Source organism: Bacillus sp. GC_Bacil_1, assembly GCF_026540675.1.
Classification (GTDB): Bacteria; Bacillota; Bacilli; order Bacillales; family Bacillaceae_G; genus Bacillus_A; species Bacillus_A cereus.
The window spans coordinates 1-25,759 of sequence record NZ_JALNUG010000023.1 but is presented as its reverse complement, the minus strand read 5'-3'; the positions used below and the strand labels follow the sequence as shown (position 1 = coordinate 25,759).

The following is a 25,759-nucleotide window of genomic DNA, read 5'->3' as shown; positions in this document are numbered from 1 at the left end:
CCTAACCTACAAAACGTAAGTTAGGACTTTTTAACGCGCCCAGAGGGATTCGAACCCCCGGCAGACGTGGTACCGGAAACCACCGCTCTATCCGACTGAGCTATGGGCGCATGATTATAGAAAACACTTCATTTTCTCTTCATAATAATAGCAATAAAAACCATTTAAATCAATAAAAACTCTTTGATAGCACATTATATATATGCTTTTTGTCTGCATAAAAAAGCCCCCTAATTTCTACATTTAGGAGGCACTTCTTACCCATTTTATTTATCTAGTTTCTCTTTAATCTCTTTTGGAATTTCATTCGGCTGTACTTCTTGGTATGTTTCAATATATTCACCTTTTGTTTTAACCTTTACATACGCTCCTTCTCGAAGCCCACGAGGTGCATAAAACTTAACGTCTCTTCCTTCACCCGAAGCGTAATAACCAGTAAGTTTATAGTCTCCAGCTACCTCTCCAACTGTAGATAATCGGCCAGATTCTTTCGCTTTTACATATACAAATTCTTCTTTCACAAGCGGATTATATCTATCAGTCACCTCATTATGAGAAAAGCTTGCCACACCAATAACTAATATAAAAAGTCCAATTAAACCTAATAATAATTTCTTCATTTTTCTCTCCTTAAAATATCCTTTTAACTTACTTTACTTTCTTTATTCTAGGAGAAAGAGGGTTTTTCCACTATCGCTTTTCCTTACATATTCATTACAAAATTGTAATCCACACATGTAATATCCCTAAATTTTCCAATCATAAATTCACCCCAACTCACAAATTATAATCTTTGAATTGATATTCCAAAGGGGGCTTCATTCAATGACTGTAATTACGAAACTAAAGCAAACTGTTTCTGGATTAAAAAGTGCACAAGCTAGCTTAGAGGGATTCGCTCTTGATACGGATAACCAACAAGCTAAGCAACTTTTCCAAACAGCTGCGCAGCAAACACAAACGATTATCGATTCTTTAAACCCACGCGTTGAAGAAGTCCAACAAGAAGAACCACAATACTCACAGCAATAACGAATCAGTCTTGCTGTGAAATAGAAAAAGGATGATATGCAGTCATCCTTTTTCTATCACATTACATATTGCAATAGAAATGGAATGATAATTATGCGAAAACTCGGCCTCATAACCGCATTATTTGCACTTCTATTTAGCTCTTTTACCGGATGTGATAATAGTCCTTTAGATAAAAAAGTGAAAGAAGAAGCAAAACGAACGGAGAAAGAAAAAGGTCCAAAGTTAACAAAGACGAGTACGGAATCCTTTAATCAATCTATATCACAAGGAGCAAAGAAAAGAGCTCTCGCTATGGATGAAATTATAAAAAGCACAGCAGTGAATTCAAATTTAGATCTCTACATAGCAGTTACACCTGAGCATCACGAAAGGTTTGGATTAAAACCTCTTCGTAAAAAGCTTCAAAAGCAGCTAAGTGATGAGCATCCTACTTTCGATGTTCGTGTCAGTACAGATAAAAAAATCTTTATGTTACTCGAAAAACTCGAAAGAAAAATTAAGGAAAAAGAAGTATCTAAAGATGAAATTAATAAACAATTAAAATTCATTGGTAAAAAAATGGAGTCTAACACTTAACGCTTTTTAAAAGAAAAGGAAGGATTGCAATGTCTAGTAAAGATAAAAACTTAACCCCTGTACAACAGGAGTATAAAAAATTCGAACAAGAACGCGAACCGAAACGACCTGTCTTAAAAAATTGTATAAAAGCCTTTTTCGTCGGTGGTTTTATTTGCTTCATCGGACAACTTATTTCTACTTTTTACATCACATATTTTGATTTCACTGAACGCTCAGCAGGAAATCCAACAGTCGCAACTCTTATTTTCATTTCTATGTTACTAACTGGATTTGGTATATACGATCGTTTTGGACAGTTTGCTGGTGCTGGTACAGCTGTACCTGTTACTGGATTTGGTAACTCTGTTATTGCAGCATGTATCGAACACCGAACGGAAGGATTCGTCCTTGGTGTTGGCGGCAATATGTTTAAACTAGCGGGTTCTGTTATTTTATTTGGTGTATTTTCAGCTTTCGTCATCGCACTTATTAAAACGATTCTCGTTCAATGGGGAGGTCTATAAATGTTACAAGGACACCGAACGTGGGTATTTGAAAATAAACCCGTTATTATTTCGACAGGAGTCGTTGGTGGACCGTTTGAAGCAAAGGGGAACATCCCAGAAGACTTCGATATCCTTCATGAAGATTTATGGCTCGGACAAGATTCCTATGAAAAAGCACATAAAATTTTATTCGAAGAAGCTTGTAGTCGCGCTACTGAAAAAGCAGAGCTTCGTAAAGATGATATTCAATTTGTACTTGCAGGAGATTTAATCAATCAAATTACTCCAACAAGCTTTGCTTGCCGGACACTTGGCACTCCTTATCTCGGATTATTCGGGGCTTGTTCTACTTCTATGGAAGGTTTAGCACTTGGGGCAAGTATCGTAAATGCAAAAGGCGCAAAATATTTATTAACTGGTGCATCCAGTCATAATACAGCTGTAGAAAAACAATTCCGCTATCCTACCGAATACGGCGGACAAAAGCCACCTACTGCACAGTGGACAGTAACCGGAGCAGGAGCCGCCATTTTAAGCGATACTGGACATGGTCCAAGAGTAACCTCTGCAACGATTGGACGAGTTATTGATATGGGATTAACAGACCCTTTTAATATGGGGGGCGCGATGGCTCCAGCTGCAGTTGATACAATCGAAGCCCATTTACGCGAACGACAAATCGATGCCTCTTACTACGATTTAATCGTAACAGGCGATCTCGGACATGTAGGACGCGAAATTGCTTATGACTTACTACATAAACACGGAACGAAAGTAACGAGCGAACAATTTCAAGATTGCGGAATTATCATTTATAGAGAAGGACAACCTGTCATAGCTGGTGCTAGCGGGCCTGGATGTTCCGCAACAGTCGTGTACGGTCATTTATTAAACCGAATGAAAAGAGGAGAGTTCAAAAAAATACTTGTCGTTGCGACAGGCGCTTTACTATCTCCACTTACATTCCAACAAGAAGAAACGATTCCGTGTATCGCTCACGCCGTTTCGATTGAATTTGGAGGTGCAACGCAATGATTTTTTTCTGGGCTTTCGTCATCGGCGGACTCATATGCGTAATCGGACAACTTATGTTTGATGTCGGCAAGTTAACACCAGCTCATACAATGGCAACACTCGTTGTTGCCGGAGCAATATTAGATGGATTCAATTTGTATGAACCATTAATTGATTTCGCTGGAGCCGGGGCAACTGTACCTATTACAAGCTTTGGTAATGCCCTTGTTCATGGCGCAATGGAAGAAGCTGCAAAACATGGCATCGTTGGCGTTATTACTGGCATGTTTAAAGTAACGAGCGCCGGCGTATCCGCGGCTATTATTTTCGGCTTCATAGGTGCATTGTTATTTAAACCGAAAGGATAAGGAGTGTTTGTATGACTGTTATCGCTAGCGTAAAAACTTGCCTTGCTAGTGTAAGAGGAGCTCAAGCAAGTTTAAGCTCTCTTTCATTAAATTCACAAGACGACGAATCCAAACGCGTATTTCATGAATGTATGTTAGAAATGGACAACGTCATCGCTGATTTACAGAATAGAGTTTCAGTATTAGAACGTGAAGAACCTCAATATAAAGGGTTTTAAGTAGACTGGAGGAAATGACTATGTCTCACCTGCCGGAATGGACACTTGTCATTCTTCGCTCTGTATTCATATTAATTATTTTATTCGCTATTACGAAATGGTTAGGGAAAAGACAAATCTCTCAGCTCTCCTTTTTTGAATACATTGCCGGAATGACAATCGGTGACATCGCTGCCCAAGTATCTACAGGGCTCGATTCGAAATTTTTCCACGGCGTCTTTGCGATACTCATTTTCGCTGCGGTACCTTTTTTCACAGGAATCCTCTCCTTAAAGAACAAAACAGCTCGGGATTTCTTTGAAGGGAAATCTACCGTATTAATAAAAGATGGAAAGATACTCGAAGATAACTTAAAGAAAGAAAAATATACGAGTGACGAATTACTTGAACTACTCCGAGGGAAAAGTGCGTTCAGCGTAGCTGAAGTCGAATTTGCTGTCTTAGAACCGAGCGGAGAATTAAATGTACTATTAAAGAAAGATTCTCAGCCACTTACTGCAAAAGACATCGGTTTAAAAGTACCGAATGAAAAAGAACCACAAACTGTTATTATGGATGGAAATGTACTAGATGAACCTCTTTCAGCAAGCGGACATAACCGTGCTTGGCTACATTCAGAATTAGAAAAACTCGGCGTTGTTATTGAAAATGTCTTTCTCGGTCAAGTGGATTCATACGGACAACTTACTATCGACATTTACAATGACAAACTCCAAATGCCTTCTCCTCAAAACAAACCTTTATTATTAGCATCTTTAAAAAAATGTCATGCTGATCTTGAACTATTTTCCCTAGAAACAAAGTCGAAGTCAGCAAGCGAAATGTATAGTAAAAACGCGAAACAAATCGAAAAGATTTTAAATAGAGTTACCTATCTTTTAAAAGACTAATTATCGAAAGAACGCTTCAGTTAACAAGCGTTCTTTTCCTTTTTCTCCAGTTTTCATAACGTTTAAATTTATGTAATTCGGTTATGATGTTGAAGATACATAAGCAGGGAATTTCGAAAACATAGCGAATATTTCATGGTACAACTACATATTTTTTGATTTAAAGTGGTTTCGTTTGACCTTTATTGACCATAATTGTATTATAAGACTAAGAAAGCTTTAGAAGGAGGAAATAACAGATGAATTTAATTCCTACAGTAATTGAACAAACAAATCGTGGAGAACGCGCTTACGATATTTACTCTCGACTACTAAAAGACCGCATCATTATGCTTGGTAGTGCAATTGATGACAACGTAGCTAACTCAATCGTTTCCCAGCTTTTATTCTTGGAATCTCAAGATCCAGAAAAAGATATTCACATCTACATCAACAGCCCTGGTGGTTCTATCACAGCAGGTATGGCAATCTATGATACAATGCAGTTTATTAAACCACAAGTATCAACAATCTGTATCGGTATGGCTGCATCTATGGGTGCATTCTTACTTGCAGCAGGTGAAAAAGGAAAACGTTATGCACTTCCAAACAGTGAAGTAATGATTCACCAACCACTTGGTGGAGCACAAGGTCAAGCGACTGAAATCGAAATCGCTGCAAAACGTATCCTATTCTTACGTGAAAAACTAAACCAAATTCTTGCTGACCGCACTGGTCAACCACTTGAAGTACTACAACGCGACACAGACCGCGACAACTTCATGACAGCAGAAAAAGCTTTAGAATACGGTTTAATCGATAAGATCTTTACAAATCGTTAATACTTAAAAGCGAAAGCGGCTCGTTTAGAATCGCAGGGCGATGGAGCCCCTGATTCCGAGGCGCTTTTTGCCTCGAATGAAGGGGCGAAACAACCGGAGATTCTAGCCGCTGGAGCTAGATATAACTAAAAGTGGAAGCGCCCTATAATTGGGCGCTTCTTTTATATATTGTTCCCCGCTCACATACCCCATCCAGTATCCCTCTAAATATATCAACGATTTTTCAATTATATCGAACAAAACTCAAATTATATCAACGATTTTTTTAATATATCAACGGTTCGACACAACATATCGATTTACCGACAATCTCCGACAAGGACAAACCAGCTAAATACCCCTCCCCGCTAATCCGCACAAACAACAAAACAAAAAAACTATCGCATATACGCGATAGCTCTTTATTGTACATATGCAGCTAATGCTTCTAAAGCCTCTTGTGCATCTGAACCTTCTGTTGTAATTGTTATCATGCTTCCAGTTCCAATTGCTAAGCTCATAATCCCCATTATGCTCTTTGCATTTACTGTCTTTCCATCTTTCTCAATAAAGATATCTGCATGAAAGCGATTTGCCTCTTGTACAAACAACGCAGCCGGACGTGCTTGTAAACCGTTTTTTAATGAAACCTGAACTCGTTTTTGAACCACAGCTCCATTTCCCCTTTAACCTCTTATTTTTTTGCTACCGTTTCCCCCGCGCGTAATTTCTCTGCAATTTCATCGATTTTACGCAAACGATGATTAATACCCGATTTACTAATTTTCCCCCCGGATACCATCTCACCTAACTCTTTCAATGTTACATCTTGATAATCTCTTCGTAGTTGCGCAATCTCTTGTAGTTTATCTGGCAATATATCAAGACCAACCGTCTCATCAATATAGCGGATATTTTCAATCTGCCTTAGCGCTGCACCAATTGTTTTATTTAAATTAGCTGTTTCGCAGTTCACTAAACGATTTACGGAATTACGCATATCACGTACGATTCGAATATCTTCAAACCTTAAAAGTGCATTATGAGCACCAATAATATTTAAAAATTCCGTAATTTTCTCCGCTTCTTTCAAATACGTAATGTACCCTTTTCTTCTTTCCAACGTCTTACTATTTAAATCAAATCCGTTCATCAGTTCACATATAGCATCATTATGTTCCTTATATAACGAAAAGATCTCTAAATGATAAGATGATGTTTCTGGGTTATTTACTGAACCACCTGCTAAAAATGCACCGCGTAAATATGATCGTTTACAACACTTCTTCTCAATCAATTCTTGTGATATATTTCGAATAAATGAAAAGTCATCTCGAACGATATGAAGATCGGCTAATATTTCGCGAGACTTTTCAACAAGCCTTACGATATATACATTATTTTTCTTCAATCGCATTTTTTTACGAACAAGTAATTCTACCGTCACATCATATCCTTTTTTCAAAAGCGTATAAATCCTTCTTGCAATTGCCGCATTTTCTGTTTGAATATCGATAGATAGACGACGGTTTGAAAAAGAAAGCGATCCGTTCATTCGAAGTAACGCCGATAATTCTGCTTTCTCACAGCATTCTTTCACTTCAAGATTCGTCAACTCTTTCTTTGTTTCTGATGCAAATGACACAGTCAACACCTCCTTATACGATTATTATGGAACAAAATTCTTGTCCTATATGAATGAGGAGCGCCACCTCAAACGAGGCAACGCACATTTATAACAATGAATATAAAATCGAAGCTAACTTTAACGTATCATGCCTTACAACACGATCATCATACTTCGCTAGTCCCTCTTGAATAACATCAATATTATTTTCAGCAAAACGTTCTTCATCCACTACAACTGGTGTAGACATTTCTTCCTCATATAACTTACGTAATTCACAAGGAATCTCACGGTTATTTACAATTGCAGTATTAATAAATGGTTGCCCTAAATGATCGTGTAACGCCTGCACATGATCAAAAGCAGTATATCCCATCGTTTCACCCGCTTGTGTCATAACGTTACATACATATACCTTCTTCGCCTTTGCAGCAAGAACAGCGTCCCCAATTTTGTTAACAACTAAGTTGGGTAATATACTCGTATACAAACTTCCTGGGCCGAAAACAAGTAAATCAGCTCGTTTAATCTCAGCCAAGGTTTCATGCAATGGCTCTACATCTTCTGGAGTTAAAAAGACACGATTAATCTTCTTTCCGTAATAAGGAATCTTTGATTCACCTGTTACAATTTCCCCATCTTCAAGTTCCGCATGAAGTACCGCACTTTGATTCGCTGCTGGTAATACACGTCCTCTGACATTTAATACTTTACTTGTTTCCGTAATTGCATGGAAAAAGTCTCCTGTAATCGAGGTCATACCTGCCAACAATAGATTTCCTAACGCATGACCTTTCAGTCCGTCTCCTGTTGTGAAACGGTGCTGAAATAAAGCTTCCACCAGTGGCTCTACATCCGATAACGCAACCAGTACGTTACGGATGTCACCTGGAGGTGGAATTTCTAGCTCATCACGTAATCGACCCGAACTGCCACCATCATCAGCGATTGTAACAACTGCTGTAATATCAACAGGATATTGCTTTAATCCTCTTAATAAAACAGAAAGTCCAGTCCCGCCTCCCATAATGACAATTTTAGGCTTTCTCTCTTTTTTCATCCCTTAATGGCCCTTTCTCTTCTCCACATCACGATGAGATACATGAACACTATACTCTGGTTTCAAATGTTTCCCAAGGTATTCTGTAAGCGTAACAGAACGATGCTGTCCACCTGTACATCCAATTGCAATTACAAGTTGACTTTTGCCTTCTCTTTTATAATGAGGCAGCATGAAAGTAATCAGATCCGTCAACTTCTCTAAAAACTTATGTGTCTCATTAAATTTCAGTACATAGGAAGAAACTTCTTCATCTAGTCCTGTTAATGGCTTCATATGTGGAATGTAATATGGATTTGGTAAAAAACGAACATCAAATACTAAATCTGCATCAATTGGAATACCGTACTTAAATCCAAATGACATAACATTTACACGAAATGCTTGCTCAGTTTCTGTTGAGAACAAGTGAACAATTTTTTCACGTAATTCTTTCGGTTTTAAATCCGATGTATCAAGCACAATATTTGCTCGTGCCTTCATATCTGTTAATAAATTGCGCTCTGCTTCGATTCCCTTTAACGGCAAACCAGTTGGTGCAAGTGGATGCGAACGTCTCGTTTCTTTATAACGAGTTACAAGCGTACTATCTTTCGCATCTAAAAATAAAATATGAGGAATAATCCATGTACGTTCTGATAAATCATCAAGTGCTCCCCATAAATGCTCGAAAAACTCGCGGCCACGTAAATCAATACCAAGTGCCACTTTATTCATTTTCCCTTTTGAATCCGCCATAAGCTCAATAAACTTTGGCAATAACATCGGTGGTAAATTATCTACACAAAAATATCCTAAATCTTCAAAACTTTGTAAAGCTACTGTTTTTCCAGCTCCAGACATCCCTGTAATAATTACCATTTTTATATCATTATTCTCTGTCATCGTATCCTCTCCTTGACGGTTTAACTCGGATCTAATCGATATGAAAGCAACTCAAAATCTGGGGTATATACAAATGTACCGTAGATTATGCCATTTCCTTTAATTAAATAATCAATAATGTGATAATCTCCTGGCGCCATTGCTAAATCATCAATTTTATCAAATGTATGCCAACCAATGATGCCTTCTTCGCTCTCTAGTTTGTTTTCTCCTGCAAAATCTGTCGCTAAAAAGGAGAACATCATCCATTCAGAAACAACTTTATCACCTTCTTGGATGACAAAGGTGAAGACCCCCTTTAACGCTGGGTTTTTCAAATAAATACCTGTTTCTTCGCGATATTCGCGAACAACGGAATCTCTTACAGTCTCACCACGCTCCATTTTCCCGCCTGGTGCAACCCACCAATTTCGGCGAGGTTTTTGGAGTAAGAGTACTTCATTATCTCTAATTAACACACAGTTTGTCACTCTTTGCATGTTTCTTCACCTCAGCTACTTGCAGTAAAATTTCTCACTGCATACTTCTTTCATTATACTATCAAAAACAGTTTGCTACAACGAAGGAGCCAGTCCTCTTTCGCTAAGCATACGCTACTCAACAATTTTAAAAAAGCTTTCCATAACAAGCAATGTAAATGCTTAGACTTTTAATGAATAGCATGAAAAATCCCCTTAACGATTTTTATCGCCAAGGGGATTAAAGCCCTTATTTCTTACCGAAATAAGTAACAATCGCAAATCCTAAAATAAAGGTAATAATTGAACTTATAATTGAAAATCCACCAGTTGGAATACCAGGGAACACAATTACAATCGAACCGATAACTAGTCCAATAATTGCCGCAAATGTCATACTTTTATAACGATCTAATAAAAAACTAATGCCTTTACTACTTACAACAAATCCAACCATAACACCAGCACCGATAACCACGATTAAAGGTAAGTTAAGTGTAGTTAAAGCGTTAATTGCTGTTGGATACACACCAATAATTAATAAAATAAACGATCCACTAATCCCAGGAAGTAGCATAGCCATACTAGCCATCCATCCTGCGAAAAATAAACCAATTGCATTTAAAATTGTTAACGTCGTAATTGGATCTGCTGCCTTATCTGGTTTAAAGAAAGCTGTGATCGCAACAAGAATTGCTGCAACTATTAATAAAACAATGTGCTTACCTTTAAACGACGACTTTGCATCAGCTTCTCTCATTAACATCGGTAATATACTAATAATTAAACCGAGGAAGAAAAATTGAGTCGGTTCATAATGATTTGCAAGTAAATATTTAATAACATGACTTAACGTTAAAAACGCTGCTGCCACACCAGCTGCAAGTGGAATTAAAAACCCTAAATGTTTTTTCCATTCACGACTAAAGAATCCACTAATTGCCGCAAGCAATTGTTCATAAATCCCTAACACAACAGCGATTGTACCGCCGCTCACACCAGGAATTAAATCACTAACGCCCATACAAAATCCACGATATATATTACGCCATTCCATACTGAATAAATTCCTCATTTCTTATAGTGATTTTTTCCGTAAAGTCCAGTATATCAATAAGAAAGCTTATAATCCTTATATTTTTTGACAATACTTTGACATTTTCACACAAAAAAAGAAGAAAACTCCTATCGGTAGCTTTCTTCTCACAAGGTATGTTATCCCTTATTTTTCTGATACAGTTTTTAATTCCTCTAATAATTCTTCTACGTAATGTTGTGCACTTTGTGCTGCAATACTACCGTCACCTGTTGCAGTTACAATTTGACGAAGCATTTTTTCACGAACATCACCAGCTGCGAAAATACCAGGAATTTTCGTTTCCATACGTTCGTTCGTTTCAAGGTAACCATTTTCATTTGTAATACCTAGTTCAACAAATGGTTTTGATAATGGTAACATACCGATGTATACGAATACGCCGTCAGTCTTGACTTCTTTCTCTTCTCCACTGTTTACGTCTACAAGTGTTACACTTCCTACTTTACCACTTGCTTCGTTGATTTCTTTTATAGTGTGGTTCCAAATGAAATCTACTTTTTCGTTTTGGAAAGCACGGTCTTGTAAAATTTTCTGTGCACGAAGCGTGTCACGACGGTGAACGATTGTTACTTTTGATGCGAAGCGTGTTAAGAACACACCCTCTTCAACAGCAGAATCTCCGCCGCCAATTACGATAAGTTCTTTTCCTTTAAAGAATGCCCCGTCACATACTGCACAATATGATACACCTCGGCCGCCAAGTTCTGTTTCACCCGGTACACCAATTTTTTTATACTCTGCACCGCTTGCAACGATAATTGCACGTGCTTTATATTCTTTTTTACCAGCAATAATTGTTTTGTATTCTTTACCATCGATGACTTCCTTCACATCACCGTATGCATATTCAGCACCAAATTTCTTCGCATGCTCGAACATTTTATTTGATAAGTCTGGTCCTAAAATAGACTCATAACCTGGGTAGTTTTCTACATCTTCCGTGTTTGCCATTTGGCCACCCGGAATACCACGCTCAAGCATTAATGTGCTTAAATTTGCACGAGATGTATATACTGCAGCTGTCATACCAGCTGGTCCTGCACCAATAATAACGACATCATAAATTTTTTCTTCTGACACACTATTCACTCCTATCCATTCCTACACAATTAAGTTACCCTCATTATACTGTTAGCATCATTTTTTTCCCAATGATTTGCTTATCTTATGTGTGCGTACGCTTAACAGCTTGCACATACTTTCGGACAGTCGCTACAGATACATTATATACGTCTCCAAGCTCCGACTGTGTCATTTTATTTCCTTGTTCGCCGCGTACAATGTATTCAATCGCAGCTGACCAGCCGTACACATTTGTAAATATGTCTCCAGATGTATATAAACGTATGAACGTACAAAACCAAAAGTGTAAACACTCTTCAATTAATTCATCATCTTTTTTCGTATAATTGTATAAGGCATCCGCGATTCTCGCGCACTGCTCAAATTGTTGTAAATCAGCTGGAATACTCTTATGACTATTAAGTAAAAAGAAGTACTTTGCAAGTTGCGATACGATGGGAACACCGTTCTTCGCTTGCGTTATATCAAAGAAGAATCCAACCTTCTCCGGCGTTGACAATTCATTCATTAAATATAAAGCTAGCATTTGTTCTTCTAGCGTCGCACTTTGCTGAAATGATTTTCGTAATTCTTCAAATAACACGTTTTGTCCTTCATCTGCTAAATTCAGCGCATTCCACGGTTCTTTTCCCTTTTTATCAGGATGCAATTCCACGACATGTTGCCACATTTTTTCAGCTAGTTGCTGATCTTTCACCATATACGCAGAATATGCAAACCAATAATAAAAACTAACGTCTCCTTCGTATCCTTGACGCTTTAATAGTTTGAACCATTTATATGCATGCTCGAAATAACCAATTGTTGCAAGTGTAGTTCCCAGTTTCAAACGATGTTCAAATGAAATCGGATATACCGAAACTAGCTGTCCCGCTAACGCTTCTACTTGTTTATGCTCTCCAATTGAATATAGAAAAATAAGCGTATTACAAAGCGCATGTATATTACCAGGATTTTTCTCTAAAATCATTTCTGTTAACTTCAGTGCTTTGTCTACATTACCCGATTGAAAATGTGCAATGGCTAAATTATTATGACCTGACCAAAATTCCGGATAATCTTTCGTAACAATTTCTAATGTAGCAATTGCTTCTTCCAATTGTCCATTACGAATATAACGATTCGCTTCTTCCTGCATAACAATTAAATCATCTTCATCTTCAATCTCTTCCGCACCCATTGCTTCTTCTTCCATAATCTCAAGAAGTTCTAATGTATCTTCTACGAATTCCTTCTCTTTTGCAACTTCTAAATAACGATCCGCATATTTCTTCGCCTGTTGAAATAACCCCATATATGCATAATTATTTGCAATAAAATAATAGCACTGTTCAAGTTCTGGATTAGATCTAACTAACTTTAAGAAGATTTGGTTCGACTCTTGATATTCACCAGCCTCAGATAATACTGTTGCTAATTGACATAAAATAAACAGCTCCTTCTCACTTTGTGCCGCTCTTCGAAAATATTTAATTGCATCTTGCAATTTTTGCCCTTTGTAAGCTCTCATCCCTTTTTTATAAAAGAAGTCCGCTAATTGATTAAAAGAGATAACTTGTCCGTTCTCCTTATATATCCTTTGATTTTTCCCCATATATCCTCCAGTTTTTGTTTTCTTCGCTCACACATTCTTCTATCTATAAGTATAAACGATTCCGTAAAAAACAAAACAGTATATTATACTCAATTATTTCCTTTTTATTCATAAAAAAAGAGGAGAAATGTTACATTTTCACCATGAACCTTCTCTTGCGGTCATTTGCTCTTTCGTATAAATAATACGCATTGGATTTCCACCTACGAAAGCACCGCTCGGTACATCTCTATGAACAAGTGTGCCAGCTGAGACAGTCGCACCGTCTCCAATTTTCACACCTGGTAATATTGTTACATTCGCTCCAATCATCACTTCATTTCCAATGACGATTTCCCCAAGTCGATATTCACGAATTAAATATTCATGCGCTAAAAGCGTTGTATTATAGCCAATAATCGAATTCTCTCCCACAGTTATCTTTTCCGGGAACATAATATCCGGCATTACCATAAGCGCAAATGATGTTTTCTTTCCTACTTTCATCCGTAAAAAAGTACGGTACAACCAATTCTTCACAGATAAAAATGGCGTGTAACGCGCAATTTGGATAATAATAAAGTTTTTCATTACCTTCCAAAAAGACACTGTTTTATACACATTCCATAATGAATTTTCTCCTGAAACAGGATAGCGCGTTGTCCGTCGCACTTAGCTCGCTCCTCTACTAACTTACTTGGACCTTTATGAACGTTTCATATTAGACAAAATCGGTAGCAAATCACTCATTTTATCTAGCATAAAGTCCGGCTTGTAAGCTTCTAAATACGCTCTACCTTTCAACGTCCATGAAACCGCAGCTGTTTTCGTCCCCGCATTTTGACCACCGACAATATCATGATGATTATCTCCAACCATCAATGCCTCTTCTGGTTTTGCATCTAATAATTCAAGCGCTTTTTGAAGTGGCTCTGGATGTGGTTTCACATGCTCTACATCATCAATTGTCACGACAACATCAAAAAATTCATCAAGCTTTGACAACTGTAATCCCATCTCAACGGTTTGTCTCGCTTTCGTTGTAACAATACCAACTTTATAACCTTGCTTCTTCAACTCTCGAACTGTTTCATATACAGTTTCATATTCTTCTACTAATTCATCATGATGATCATGGTTAAATTCGCGATAACTTGTAATCATCTCTTCAACCTTACTTTCATCAATCTTACTGAAAGTATCATGCAAAGATGGACCGATAAATGGCAACACATCTTCACGCTTATATTGATTTGGATAATACGTATTTAAAGTATGTAAAAAAGAAGAAATAATAAGTTCGTTTGTATTAATTAAAGTTCCATCTAAATCAAATAACACTGTATTTATTCTCATTGCCTTAGTCCTTTCGCCTTCCTGAATATGAAAGAAGCAGCATCTTATAATAAGATGCTACTTTTCTCTAATTTTCCGAATATCTTTTATCAGCTTGCCCCATTTTTCGTCTCACAATAATGAAAATAATAGAAATAACAACAAGTCCAATTGACATTACTTGTGCAATACGAAGTGGTCCTAGCATTAAACTATCTGTACGTAAGCCTTCTACGAAGAAGCGTCCTACTGAATACCAAATTAAATATGTGAAGAATAATTCCCCGCGGCGTAAATTCACTTTTCTTAATGCAAGTAGTAAAATTACACCTGCAAAATTCCATAATGATTCATATAAAAACGTCGGATGATAGTACACACCCTCAATATACATTTGATTAATAATGAAATCTGGTAAATGAAGACCTTCTAAAAACTGTCTCGTTACTTCATCACCATGCGCCTCTTGGTTCATAAAGTTTCCCCATCGGCCAATTGCTTGTCCTAATAAAATACTTGGTGCAGCAATATCCGCCAACTTCCAGAATGAAACCCCGCGTCGCTTTGCAAAAAGAATCCCTGTAATAACCGCTCCGATTAAACCACCATGAATCGCCAAGCCACCTTGACGAATATTAATAATTTGACTCGGATTTTGCGCGTAATATTCCCATTCAAAAATAACATAGTACATTCTCGCAAATAGAATAGCGATCGGTACTGCAATTAATACAAGGTCAACAAATGTATCTTTTGGAATACCTAGCCTTTCTCCCTCGCGAGTTGCTAGCCAAAGACCTAATAGCACCCCTGTACCGATAATAATCCCGTACCAATAAACAGGAAACGGCCCAAGTTGGACAGCTACGCGGTCAAGCTGCGGTACAGAACCTAACAGCATATGTATGACCTCCCTCTCCAATGTTTACTCCTGATTCCCTAACTCAATCGCACTCATTAATCGTTCTGAGAACTGCTGTGCTGCATTGACTCCCATACGCTTTAAACGGAAGTTCATCGCTGCTACTTCAATAATAACAGCCAAGTTTCGACCAGGACGAACTGGAAGTGTAATCTTCGTAAGTTCTGTATCAATAATTTTCATCTTCTCTTCATCAAGACCTAAGCGATCATAGTTTTTCTTTTGATCCCAAATTTCAAGATTAATAACAAGTGTAATACGCTTATAATTTCGCACTGCCCCTGCACCGAATAACGTCATAACGTTAATGATACCTAGACCACGAATTTCTAATAAATGCTCAATTAAATCTGGTGAGCTTCCTACTAATGTGTCTTCATCTTCTTGGCGAATTTCTACACTATCATCCGCAACAAGGCGGTGACCACGCTTCACAAGTTCAAGAGCTGTCTCACTTTTACCAACACCACTTTGACCTGTAATTAAAACACCAACACCGTAAATATCTACTAATACACCATGAACAGCAGTTGTTGGTGCTAGCTTACCTTCTAAATAATTAGTTAAACGACTTGATAATCTCGTTGTCGTTTGAGAAGAACGTAATAAAGGCATGCCTGATTCACGTGATGCTTGTAATAACTCATCTGGTACATCTTGATTACGAGTTATAATAATACATGGCGTCTCCTCGGTACAAAGCGCTTTCATTCTCTCTTGTTTTTGCTCTGTTGTTAACGTATCAAAGAACGTAAGCTCCGTTTTTCCAAGAAGCTGCACGCGATCAGCTGGATAATATGTAAAGAATCCTGCCATTTCAATTCCAGGTCGTGATAAATCACTTGTATCAATCGAACGATGAATTCCTTCCTCACCACTTATTAACTCCAATTGAAATTGTTCAATTAAATCTTTTGTCCTTACTTTTGGCATATGTATAAACCTCCACTCCGCTGCGGGTTCAGTCTCGTTTGATGTAAAATTCCATTCTACCGGATATTGTACCATTTTTTTCTGGAAACAAGAAATACGGTTTCTAATAAATAGAAAAAAACATTTCATACGAATAATGAAATGTTTTTCTTTTTGTCATTTTCTCTTTTTTTCATATAGAGGTTCCACAATTGCCTTATCAATAATCATATTAAAAATTGAAATACAAATTGCCGCAACAATCGCTACACCAAATCCTGATATATTAAAAGCATCTCCTAATAATGAATCTGCTATTTTTAACGTAATCGCATTAATAACAATTAAGAAGAAGCCGAAAGTTACAACAGTAATTGGTAGCGTAATTAAAATTAAAAACGGCTTTACGAACACATTTAAAACCGCCAATATAATACTCGCAATAATTGCAGTTTGTATATTTGCTACGTAAAATGCATCTGGTGCAATCCCTTTTAAAAGCCCCGATACAGCGATTAACACAACGCTATTTACAAGAAGTGATACAATCCATCTCATTTCGTTACACATCCTTTTAAACATATATATTTCATCATACGCTAATAGATAATAAACGCAAGTATGATACAAACACTTATATCAACTTATTCTACCCTTTATGCTTGTATACCTACTAACACTTCCTTGCGAAATAAGGACCACACCACCTATGTTCATGAGTTTTCACAAAGGTCCAAGTGAAATCTTTATCTACAATATAGATATCACCTTTATACGCATCATCTGTCTCACACAATATATCATCCATATGCAATAAACTCGCATCCTTTATTAGCAATACATCATTACAATGTTGGTAGAAAACGTAGCACGCCTTTTTCACTTCATTATGAAACGCGTTTTCCGCTTCTTTACCCTCTAAACACTTCTTTTTCTCATAACTAAATATGTGCCATAGATAACCACATGCATACCTATCTCCATGAAGAAAAATATCTTCTTTTTCTTTATCACTTAAATGCTTTGCAAAGTGATCCTCCCAGCGCTTTCGAAAATATACACCCCAACTTTGAAATTCTCTTACCTTCATATTTTTCTTTCTTAACACCTCTAAAAACTCCATCTTCTCCTCCTATAAAATAAAAACCGAGCGTCATTTCCACTCGGTTTTCATCAATAAAATTATTGCGATAACTCTACTTCTTTTATTTTCTCTTTCATTCTTGCTTTATCACGATTTAAAATCTCTTTTAAATACTTACCAGTGTACGAGCGCTCTTCTTTTACTACTTGCTCTGGCGTTCCCGAAGCGACGATTTGTCCACCTTTGTCCCCGCCTTCTGGTCCAAGATCAACAATATAATCAGCTGTTTTAATCACATCTAAATTATGTTCAATTACAAGTACCGTCTCACCACTCTCAACAAGACGTTGCAGCACTTCTAGAAGACGTGCAATATCATGCGCATGCAACCCAGTCGTTGGCTCATCTAAAATATATAACGTACGACCTGTAGAACGACGGTGTAATTCAGAAGCTAATTTCACACGCTGTGCTTCCCCACCAGATAATGTTGTTGCTGGTTGACCTAATTTCATATAACCAAGCCCAACATCTACAAGCGTTTGAAGTTTACGCTTAATTTTAGGAATATTGGCAAAGAATTCTACCCCATCTTCAATTGTCATCCCTAACACTTCAGAAATATTCTTATCTTTATATTTCACTTCTAACGTTTCACGATTATATCGTTTACCGTGACAAACTTCACAAGGAACATACACATCTGGTAAGAAATGCATTTCGATTTTAATAATTCCATCACCACGGCACGCTTCACAACGGCCACCTTTTACGTTAAAGCTGAAACGTCCTTTTTGATATCCGCGCACTTTAGCTTCGTTCGTTTGTGCAAACACATCACGAATATCATCGAATACACCTGTGTACGTCGCTGGATTAGAACGTGGTGTACGACCAATTGGCGATTGATCAATATCAATTACTTTATCTAAATGTTCAAGACCTTTAATCTCTTTATGAGTACCTGGCTTCGCTTTCGCTTTATATAACTTTTGCGCTAACGATTTATATAGTACTTCATTAATCATCGTACTTTTACCTGATCCAGATACACCTGTTACCGCTACAAACGTACCGAGTGGGAATGACATTTTTGCATTCTTTAAGTTATTCTCTTTTGCGCCGACAATCTCCACTTTACGTCCGTCACCTTTACGTCTTTCAAGTGGAACTGGAATAAACTCTTTACCGCTTAAATATTTTCCTGTTAACGAATTATCATCTTGCATCACTTCAGCTGGTGTCCCTGCCGATACAACTTGCCCACCGTGAATACCTGCACCTGGTCCGATATCAAGTAAATAATCAGCAGCCATCATCGTATCTTCATCATGCTCAACAACGATTAATGTATTACCTAAATCGCGCATTTCTTGCAATGTACGAATAAGACGATCGTTATCGCGCTGGTGTAAACCAATTGAAGGCTCATCAAGAATATAAAGTACGCCAGTTAGACGAGAACCAATTTGCGTCGCTAAGCGAATACGCTGCGCCTCACCACCTGATAACGTACCAGCCGCACGACTTAGCGTTAAATAATCTAAACCAACGTTCACTAAGAATCCAACGCGCTCCTGAATTTCTCTTAAAATTAAATGAGCTATTTTTTGTTGCTTCTCCGTTAACTCTACATTCGAGAAAAATTCTTGTACTTCTTGAACTGAATACTTCGTTACGTCAGCAATCGTTTTATCACCAACAAAAACAGCTAAGCTTTCAGGCTTTAAGCGGCCGCCTTTACACTTCGGACAAGCTTGTTCTGCCATATACTTTTCCATTTGCTCACGAATGTAATCAGAACTCGTTTCACGATAACGACGTTCAATGTTTGGAATAACACCTTCAAATAAAATCTCATTTTCCTTTACTTGACCGAATTCATTTACATAGCGGAAATAAACCTTCTCTTCCCCGCTTCCGTACAACACTTTATCAAATAAATCTTTCGGTATATCTTTCACAGGCATATCCATATCAACGCCGTAGTGATTACATACAGATTGTAAAAGTTGTGGATAGTATTGTGAACTTGTCGGTTCCCAAGGTGCAATCGCATGTTCATTTAATGATAAATCCCAGTTCGGGATAACAAGCTCTAAATCTACCTCTAGTTTTGAACCAAGTCCATCACAAGAAGGACACGCTCCGAACGGACTGTTGAATGAGAACATACGCGGCTCTAATTCTCCGATTGAAAAACCACAATGCGGACAAGCATGATGTTCACTAAATAGAAGTTCCTCTTCTCCCATTACATCGATTAACACTCGGCCTCCGCCAAGCTTTAATGCACTTTCAAGTGAATCAGCAAGACGGCTTGCGATTCCTTCTTTTACAACAATACGGTCAATTACAACTTCAATAGAATGCTTCTTATTTTTATCTAACGTAATCTCTTCAGACACATCAAGCATTTCACCATCAACACGTACACGAACATATCCTTGCTTCTTAATATCTTCAAGTACTTTCACATGTGCACCTTTACGCCCAGAAACGATAGGAGCTAACACTTGTAATTTCGTACGTTCAGGATATTCAAGAACACGGTCTACCATCTGCTCTACTGTTTGTGATGTAATTTCAATCCCATGATTTGGACAAATTGGCGTACCAATTCGCGCAAATAATAAACGTAAATAATCATAAATCTCCGTTACCGTTCCGACAGTTGAACGTGGATTACGACTCGTCGTTTTTTGATCGATTGAAATCGCTGGTGACAATCCTTCAATCGTATCTACATCCGGCTTATCCATTTGTCCTAAAAACTGGCGCGCATACGCAGATAACGATTCTACGTATCTGCGCTGCCCTTCTGCATAAATCGTATCAAATGCTAATGATGATTTCCCCGAACCAGACAATCCCGTTACAACGACAAGCTGATTTCTCGGAATGGTTACATCAATATTTTTTAAGTTATGTGCTCTAGCACCTTTTACAACGATAAAATCCTTGCTCTTACTCACTCTTTTCACCCTTCCGCTTTTAATTCTAATAGTAAATCTCTTAGTTCAGCTGCACGCTCGAAGTCTAACGCTTTTGCTGCTTCTTTCATCTCTGCTTCCATCTTCGCAATTGTCTTTTCACGCTCTTTTTTCGTCATTTTCTTAGCAGGAGTTGCTTCGTATGTTTCTGTCTCTTCAGCAGTTGTCGTTGCACGGATTACATCACGTACGCCTTTTTGAATCGTTTTCGGCGTAATACCATGCTCTTTATTGTAGGCTTCTTGTATAGTACGACGACGCTGCGTTTCTTCAATTGCAATTCCCATGGATCTTGTTATACGATCTGCGTACATAATAACGCGGCCGTTTTCATTACGCGCGGCACGACCAATTGTTTGAATTAATGAGCGCTCTGAACGTAAGAACCCTTCCTTATCAGCATCTAAAATCGCTACAAGTGATACTTCTGGAATATCTAATCCTTCTCGTAATAAGTTAATACCGACAAGTACATCAAACTTACCAAGGCGAAGGTCACGAATAATTTCAATACGTTCTAACGTTTTAATTTCAGAATGAAGATAGTTCACTTTAATTCCTACATCTTTTAAGTAGTCCGTTAAATCCTCTGACATTTTCTTCGTTAAAGTCGTAATTAATACACGTTCATTTTTTGCAATACGATCTTGAATCTCTCCTAATAAATCGTCAATTTGCCCTTCAATAGGTCGTATATCGATTGGTGGATCTAAAAGCCCTGTTGGACGAATAATTTGTTCTATTACTTCTGGTGACTGCTCTAACTCGTACGGTCCTGGCGTCGCCGAAACGTAAATAACTTGATTTGTTTTCTCCTCAAACTCATCAAACATGAGCGGTCTATTATCTAAAGCTGACGGCAGACGGAATCCATGATCCACAAGCACTTGCTTACGTGCTTGGTCCCCGTTATACATCGCTCTTACTTGTGGCACTGATACGTGCGACTCATCCATAACAATTAAGAAATCTTCCGGGAAATAGTCCAATAACGTATACGGTGTTGCACCCGCTGGACGAAGTGTTAAATGCCGGGAATAGTTTTCAATACCTGAACAAAAGCCCATCTCGCGCATCATTTCTAAATCATAACGTGTACGTTGCTCTATACGCTGTGCTTCTAGCAACTTACCGTTATCATTTAAATCCTTTAAACGCTCTTCTAATTCTTTTTCAATATTTTCAATAGCGACCTTCATTTTCTCTTCACGTGTAACGAAGTGAGATGCTGGGAAGATTGCTACATGATCACGTTCTGCTAATACTTCACCTGTTAACGCATTTACTTCACGAATACGATCAATTTCATCGCCGAAAAATTCAATTCGAATACAATGCTCATCAAGTGATGCTGGGAAGATTTCAACTACATCTCCGCGCACACGGAATGTACCACGCTTGAAATCAATATCATTACGTCCATACTGTACATCAACAAGTTCACGAAGCAATTGATTGCGGTCCTTCTCCATACCAACTCGAAGTGATACAACTAACTCGCGATATTCTTCAGGAGAACCTAAACCATATATACACGATACACTCGCAACGATAATTACATCGTCCCGTTCAAATAATGCAGACGTTGCCGAGTGACGCAATTTATCAATTTCATCATTAATCTGCGCGTCCTTTTCAATAAACGTATCTGTTTGTGGTACATACGCTTCCGGCTGATAATAATCGTAATAACTAACAAAATATTCAACTGCATTATTCGGGAAAAAGTCTTTCAACTCACTATATAACTGTCCTGCTAACGTTTTATTGTGAGCCATAACAAGTGTTGGCTTTTGCACTTCTTTAATGACATTTGAAATCGTAAATGTCTTACCCGTTCCTGTCGCTCCAAGCAACACTTGCTTTTTCTTTCCACTATTAATTCCCTCTACAAGCTTCTCTATAGCTACCGGCTGATCACCTTGCGGGGAATACGCTGATATAATTTCAAATTGATGTTCCAAGTAAAATCCGACCTCCTCATAAAAATCTGTATTATTATTTTACCACGAATGCCTATAAAAAACCTAAAAAAACGAACAGATATTCGGTAAAGTTTTCGACAATATACACATAGAAAAAGGAAGGAGTAAATACTTCCTTCCTCTACTAATTCTATTTTTTAGGTTCATATACTAAGTCATATCCATTGCGCCCAGCTTCATTCATACAATCTATTAACCGATAAGTACTTTCTGATTCGCGCTGCTCTTTAACAATACTTTTACAACTATCTTTATGTAACCCTTTATCCTTCCCAGCAAATTTGTCTTTTCTATTATCTGAAACATAAAATATATCGTTCCCACTATACTCTAACGTTTGAAAAATCGGGTCCCCTTCAAGGGTATACTGTACAATTCTTATTTTATCAACTTCCCTTTGTTCGACATTCAAAACGAAATTTTCAAATTTATCTAGATTGGAAATCCTGGTTCCCTTTACAATGACATCGTTCTTCTTATCAATTGTAGTGTTAGATGATGAGCATGCTACTAAACTAAAGAGAAATAGACATATAAAGCTGGTTCTTTTTTCTATTGTCATCCTCTCCTATAAAAATTATTTGTATACCCAAAAGCTACTTTCAACTATGAAAGTAGCTTTTCTTTTCCTTTCTCCTTCTTCGGAAAAACCACATATGAAAATGAAATCGCTGTATCAACTAAAAATATAATTGCCCACACTTGGCTCACGCGACTTGCAGCTTTATTTAAAACGATTCCCGATTCTAACCAATTACCCCATTGTTCAAATGGAATAAATCCATACGCGAAGAAAAAGAATATGTGCACACCAACGAATAAAACAAGATGTAATACCCAATTTTTTATTTCCTGCTTTGCATAGGCCATACCTGTTAATTCTACCTGTTCTTCAATAATAGGCGCCGGTTCATTACGCCATTTCGCAACTAGCTTTTGCGCAAATATATCAAGCTTCTTCAAATCCTTTTTCCCGTAGAAAACTGCATACAGTAAAATAATTACAGTAATGATTTGAAAATTAGAGAACTTTCCTGTTTGATAATAGTCCACTGCCCCTAATGTTAAAATAAACACTTCATTTACGAGGAGTACAATCCCCATAATAAAGCTCGCCTTCTTCAAACGGAATCCGTAACGGAGTAAAAAGAAACCGATAGCCGATAACCAAAATACAATCTCTGCTCCAATTAAAAAATACCAACGATATTCTGCGAGTATGCTCATTTATCCTTCTCCCTTTCATCATAAATACGAAAAGCTTCATCCATATATAATAAAAACTCTTCTTCAATTGGATACATGCTCATTTTCTGTGAATCTTCCTTTGATTTTCTAACTTCCCATAACTTATCTAAAAACGCTTCGTCACCATTAGCCATTTCTAAACACTTCTGCATTAATCTCTTCATTGCCCTTTGTACTTCATCACTAGTGGCTTCTTTACCCTCTTTCATAAAAATACGTAATTGCTTTAATAAATCTACCCATTCTAAAACATTCGGATCTTCCTCACTCATATTCGGCAAATTATGAAGCAACTTTTGTTCTTCCTTTGAAAATACTTCATTTTGAAATATTTCACGTATACGAGGAGACTGTTTTGAAAGCTGAATAAGTTCAAACATAACTTTCCAATCAAGTTCTCCCTCTACATCTACCGAATAAACAACCGCTTGTAAAACACGCTCCATTCGATTGAACTTCTTTTGCTCTTCTTGTACAAATCTAAGTTGGTTTTCAAGTGATTTTTTCAAATCCAGCTCACCTTTTACTAACATATTCGCAACTTCTTTTAATGAAAATCCCATTTCTTTTAAAAATAAAATTTGTTGCAAACGAATAACGTCAGCTTCACTATATAACCGATGCCCACCCTCTGTTTTTCCGCTCGGCTTTAATAAATCTATTTGATCATAATAACGTAGTGTACGTACTGTAACCCCTGTTTCTCTCGTCAATTCTTGTATTGAAATCACTACCATCACCTCTTCCCCCTCATTATAGAAGATGACGTTACGTAACTTTCAAGTGTTTTGTAAAAAAAATACAAAAAGCTGTTTATACAAAGTGTATAAACAGCTTTTATGGAAATAACCCCTTTTGTATGGCGCGCCCACAAAATAAAATAAGTGCTCCAACAACAACACTCGTTGCCGTTTTATGATAATGGGCTAATAATAATAAATAATACGATAAACCTACAGTACCAATCATAATACAAATACTCGGCACTGGATTACGAGAAAAATTTTGCATTCCCCAAAGAAGCGCAAATATAGCTGTAGCGACACATAACACCGGTAATCCCATCCCAGTTCCCCTTTTTCTATCTATTATTCTTTGTTGCTAACACGCTCGTTGATGCGATACTTATTAATACACCAAAAATAGCAATATATAATAGCTCAGTTACATGTACTGCTTGCCTATCTAAATACTTATTTACACAAAGATACATAATAAACAAGAAAACGAAGCTTGTAATACAAATCATAAAATATGACTTCATCTTGTTCACAACTCGCTCATCAATCGATGGTACTCCCTCTTCTTTCAAACGCTTCTGCTCTTTATATTCCGAAATTCCATATAAAATGACTAGCGCTACATTCGATATAAAAATAGTTCCCCACGAAATACTTAAAATCATCAAACTCGTATTTAAAAGAATTCCTGCTACAAGCAAACTCCCTACGAATCTCATGACCTCTCTCTTACTCATACATGATCAGCCTCTTTTCGATTTCTATATTTCCACTTCGGCCAATAGTTCACAAGAAAATACACCCACTGCCCTAGTACAAATAAAACAAACGGCATACCAGCATTTCCATCAACAATTAAATTATATAAACTCCATATCGCTAAACTAATCGTAAAAAATAACCCTACATATTTAAACGCTTTATCTGACTGAAATCTCTCAAACTCATCCTGCATTTTTTATTCCCCCTATCGCTATGCTCGTTTTCCTACCATTTCTCTCCCCTTACTCCAGCGTAAAGATTTCCTCCACCTTCACTCCAAAATACTTGGCGATTTTTAAGGATAACTCTAGACTCGGATTGTAATGATGATTTTCAATCGCCACTATCGTCTGCCGCGTCACCTGCATCGCCTTTGCCATTTCAACTTGTGTTATATGATTTTGCTTTCTTAACTCTTTTATTTTATTTTTCACACCCATAGGATCCACCTTCAAAAGTAAAGATATCTTTACTTAAATTATAAATATTTTCCAGTTACAAGTAAAGATATCTTTACAAATTTTAGAAAAACATTTCACTGCATATCTTCTCTAACAAAGTACAAGAGTAATTCAATTTATATCAGCGATTTTTTAAATATATC

32 protein-coding genes and 1 tRNA gene are annotated in these 25,759 nt (G+C 37.3%); 8 read left to right on the top strand and 25 right to left on the bottom strand.

What is annotated here, in order from left to right; genetic code table 11:
• Positions 1 to 34: 34 nt before the first annotated feature.
• A tRNA-Arg gene (locus tag OXT04_RS25670) sits at positions 35 to 110 on the bottom strand.
• A gap of 156 nt (positions 111 to 266) precedes the next feature.
• Positions 267 to 620, bottom strand: coding sequence for a YxeA family protein (locus OXT04_RS25665; protein ID WP_016513219.1), 354 nt, complete (start codon positions 618 to 620; stop codon positions 267 to 269).
• 205 nt (positions 621 to 825) lie between these two features.
• Here OXT04_RS25665 and OXT04_RS25660 point away from each other — a divergent pair, with 205 nt between their 5' ends.
• The 8 genes from OXT04_RS25660 (at position 826) to clpP (ending at position 5,410) form a co-directional block, all read left to right on the top strand.
• Positions 826 to 1,032 carry a DUF1657 domain-containing protein gene (locus tag OXT04_RS25660; RefSeq protein ID WP_000216166.1) on the top strand — a complete coding sequence of 69 codons (207 nt, stop codon included), beginning with the start codon at positions 826 to 828 and terminating at the stop codon, positions 1,030 to 1,032.
• A gap of 93 nt (positions 1,033 to 1,125) precedes the next feature.
• Positions 1,126 to 1,611 carry a YhcN/YlaJ family sporulation lipoprotein gene (locus OXT04_RS25655; RefSeq protein ID WP_001228545.1) on the top strand — a complete coding sequence of 162 codons (486 nt, stop codon included), beginning with the start codon at positions 1,126 to 1,128 and terminating at the stop codon, positions 1,609 to 1,611.
• A gap of 29 nt (positions 1,612 to 1,640) precedes the next feature.
• A complete protein-coding gene (gene spoVAC / locus OXT04_RS25650; protein ID WP_000095399.1) occupies positions 1,641 to 2,117 on the top strand; it encodes a stage V sporulation protein AC in 477 nt (158 codons plus the stop codon).
• A complete protein-coding gene (spoVAD, locus tag OXT04_RS25645) occupies positions 2,118 to 3,134 on the top strand; it encodes a stage V sporulation protein AD (RefSeq protein ID WP_000938970.1) in 1,017 nt (338 codons plus the stop codon).
• Entirely contained in the window at positions 3,131 to 3,481 is a 351-nt protein-coding gene (spoVAE, locus tag OXT04_RS25640; RefSeq protein WP_000575919.1) for a stage V sporulation protein AE, read from the top strand. Before spoVAD ends, spoVAE begins: the two co-directional genes overlap by 4 nt.
• 11 nt (positions 3,482 to 3,492) lie before the next feature.
• Positions 3,493 to 3,699 carry a DUF1657 domain-containing protein gene (locus OXT04_RS25635; RefSeq protein ID WP_053563376.1) on the top strand — a complete coding sequence of 69 codons (207 nt, stop codon included), beginning with the start codon at positions 3,493 to 3,495 and terminating at the stop codon, positions 3,697 to 3,699.
• Positions 3,700 to 3,719: 20 nt separating this feature from the next.
• Complete coding sequence (locus tag OXT04_RS25630; protein WP_072940926.1) at positions 3,720 to 4,589, top strand: DUF421 domain-containing protein; 870 nt, start codon at positions 3,720 to 3,722, stop codon at positions 4,587 to 4,589.
• Between the two features lie 239 nt (positions 4,590 to 4,828).
• A complete protein-coding gene (gene clpP, locus OXT04_RS25625) occupies positions 4,829 to 5,410 on the top strand; it encodes an ATP-dependent Clp endopeptidase proteolytic subunit ClpP (protein ID WP_001049162.1) in 582 nt (193 codons plus the stop codon).
• Positions 5,411 to 5,811: 401 nt separating this feature from the next.
• Here clpP and OXT04_RS25620 read toward each other — a convergent pair whose 3' ends face one another.
• The 23 genes from OXT04_RS25620 to OXT04_RS25510 form a co-directional block, all read right to left on the bottom strand.
• Complete coding sequence (locus OXT04_RS25620) at positions 5,812 to 6,060, bottom strand: HPr family phosphocarrier protein (protein ID WP_075717077.1); 249 nt, start codon at positions 6,058 to 6,060, stop codon at positions 5,812 to 5,814.
• 23 nt (positions 6,061 to 6,083) lie between these two features.
• Positions 6,084 to 7,034 carry a DNA-binding protein WhiA gene (gene whiA, locus OXT04_RS25615; protein WP_000006566.1) on the bottom strand — a complete coding sequence of 317 codons (951 nt, stop codon included), beginning with the start codon at positions 7,032 to 7,034 and terminating at the stop codon, positions 6,084 to 6,086.
• 88 nt (positions 7,035 to 7,122) lie between these two features.
• Positions 7,123 to 8,076: a gluconeogenesis factor YvcK family protein gene (locus OXT04_RS25610; protein ID WP_000712187.1), complete on the bottom strand. Its 954-nt coding sequence runs from the start codon at positions 8,074 to 8,076 to the stop codon at positions 7,123 to 7,125.
• Positions 8,077 to 8,079: 3 nt separating this feature from the next.
• Positions 8,080 to 8,961 carry an RNase adapter RapZ gene (gene rapZ, locus OXT04_RS25605; protein ID WP_000138459.1) on the bottom strand — a complete coding sequence of 294 codons (882 nt, stop codon included), beginning with the start codon at positions 8,959 to 8,961 and terminating at the stop codon, positions 8,080 to 8,082.
• Between the two features lie 20 nt (positions 8,962 to 8,981).
• Positions 8,982 to 9,440 (bottom strand): NUDIX hydrolase, encoded by a 459-nt coding sequence (locus tag OXT04_RS25600; RefSeq protein ID WP_001190080.1) that lies wholly within the window; start codon positions 9,438 to 9,440, stop codon positions 8,982 to 8,984.
• Between the two features lie 229 nt (positions 9,441 to 9,669).
• Entirely contained in the window at positions 9,670 to 10,476 is an 807-nt protein-coding gene (locus OXT04_RS25595; protein ID WP_000455196.1) for a DUF368 domain-containing protein, read from the bottom strand.
• A gap of 165 nt (positions 10,477 to 10,641) precedes the next feature.
• Positions 10,642 to 11,598, bottom strand: coding sequence for a thioredoxin-disulfide reductase (gene trxB, locus OXT04_RS25590; RefSeq protein ID WP_001288078.1), 957 nt, complete (start codon positions 11,596 to 11,598; stop codon positions 10,642 to 10,644).
• A gap of 85 nt (positions 11,599 to 11,683) precedes the next feature.
• A complete protein-coding gene (locus OXT04_RS25585) occupies positions 11,684 to 13,195 on the bottom strand; it encodes a tetratricopeptide repeat protein (protein ID WP_267418513.1) in 1,512 nt (503 codons plus the stop codon).
• Positions 13,196 to 13,333: 138 nt separating this feature from the next.
• Positions 13,334 to 13,846: an acyltransferase gene (locus tag OXT04_RS25580; protein WP_001255070.1), complete on the bottom strand. Its 513-nt coding sequence runs from the start codon at positions 13,844 to 13,846 to the stop codon at positions 13,334 to 13,336.
• 33 nt (positions 13,847 to 13,879) lie between these two features.
• Positions 13,880 to 14,530: a pyrophosphatase PpaX gene (ppaX, locus tag OXT04_RS25575; RefSeq protein ID WP_050822169.1), complete on the bottom strand. Its 651-nt coding sequence runs from the start codon at positions 14,528 to 14,530 to the stop codon at positions 13,880 to 13,882.
• Positions 14,531 to 14,597: 67 nt separating this feature from the next.
• Positions 14,598 to 15,410: a prolipoprotein diacylglyceryl transferase gene (gene lgt / locus OXT04_RS25570; RefSeq protein ID WP_000924240.1), complete on the bottom strand. Its 813-nt coding sequence runs from the start codon at positions 15,408 to 15,410 to the stop codon at positions 14,598 to 14,600.
• A 24-nt stretch (positions 15,411 to 15,434) separates the two neighbouring features.
• Positions 15,435 to 16,364, bottom strand: coding sequence for an HPr(Ser) kinase/phosphatase (gene hprK / locus OXT04_RS25565; RefSeq protein WP_098211088.1), 930 nt, complete (start codon positions 16,362 to 16,364; stop codon positions 15,435 to 15,437).
• A gap of 156 nt (positions 16,365 to 16,520) precedes the next feature.
• Positions 16,521 to 16,901 (bottom strand): phage holin family protein, encoded by a 381-nt coding sequence (locus OXT04_RS25560; RefSeq protein ID WP_098255348.1) that lies wholly within the window; start codon positions 16,899 to 16,901, stop codon positions 16,521 to 16,523.
• 115 nt (positions 16,902 to 17,016) lie between these two features.
• On the bottom strand, positions 17,017 to 17,466 hold the full coding sequence (locus OXT04_RS25555; RefSeq protein WP_267418492.1) for a DUF4275 family protein: 450 nt from the start codon (positions 17,464 to 17,466) through the stop codon (positions 17,017 to 17,019).
• Positions 17,467 to 17,525: 59 nt separating this feature from the next.
• Complete coding sequence (uvrA, locus tag OXT04_RS25550; protein ID WP_000045587.1) at positions 17,526 to 20,402, bottom strand: excinuclease ABC subunit UvrA; 2,877 nt, start codon at positions 20,400 to 20,402, stop codon at positions 17,526 to 17,528.
• Between the two features lie 5 nt (positions 20,403 to 20,407).
• Positions 20,408 to 22,384 carry an excinuclease ABC subunit B gene (uvrB, locus tag OXT04_RS25545; protein WP_000400987.1) on the bottom strand — a complete coding sequence of 659 codons (1,977 nt, stop codon included), beginning with the start codon at positions 22,382 to 22,384 and terminating at the stop codon, positions 20,408 to 20,410.
• 151 nt (positions 22,385 to 22,535) lie between these two features.
• Entirely contained in the window at positions 22,536 to 22,967 is a 432-nt protein-coding gene (locus OXT04_RS25540; RefSeq protein ID WP_065229554.1) for a DUF4362 domain-containing protein, read from the bottom strand.
• A 44-nt stretch (positions 22,968 to 23,011) separates the two neighbouring features.
• A complete protein-coding gene (locus OXT04_RS25535; protein WP_000025200.1) occupies positions 23,012 to 23,632 on the bottom strand; it encodes a hypothetical protein in 621 nt (206 codons plus the stop codon).
• Positions 23,629 to 24,390, bottom strand: a complete 762-nt coding sequence (locus tag OXT04_RS25530) for a MerR family transcriptional regulator (RefSeq protein WP_000260342.1) — start codon at positions 24,388 to 24,390, stop codon at positions 23,629 to 23,631. Before OXT04_RS25530 ends, OXT04_RS25535 begins: the two co-directional genes overlap by 4 nt.
• Before the next feature lie 100 nt (positions 24,391 to 24,490).
• Positions 24,491 to 24,718 (bottom strand): hypothetical protein, encoded by a 228-nt coding sequence (locus tag OXT04_RS25525; protein WP_000524131.1) that lies wholly within the window; start codon positions 24,716 to 24,718, stop codon positions 24,491 to 24,493.
• Between the two features lie 16 nt (positions 24,719 to 24,734).
• Entirely contained in the window at positions 24,735 to 25,130 is a 396-nt protein-coding gene (locus OXT04_RS25520; RefSeq protein ID WP_025710206.1) for a hypothetical protein, read from the bottom strand.
• On the bottom strand, positions 25,127 to 25,348 hold the full coding sequence (locus tag OXT04_RS25515; protein ID WP_001150199.1) for a hypothetical protein: 222 nt from the start codon (positions 25,346 to 25,348) through the stop codon (positions 25,127 to 25,129). Before OXT04_RS25515 ends, OXT04_RS25520 begins: the two co-directional genes overlap by 4 nt.
• 49 nt (positions 25,349 to 25,397) lie before the next feature.
• The gene (locus OXT04_RS25510; protein WP_000538364.1) at positions 25,398 to 25,595 is read right to left on the bottom strand and encodes a helix-turn-helix transcriptional regulator; all 198 of its coding nucleotides are present in this window, start codon (positions 25,593 to 25,595) and stop codon (positions 25,398 to 25,400) included.
• Positions 25,596 to 25,759: the final 164 nt, after the last annotated feature.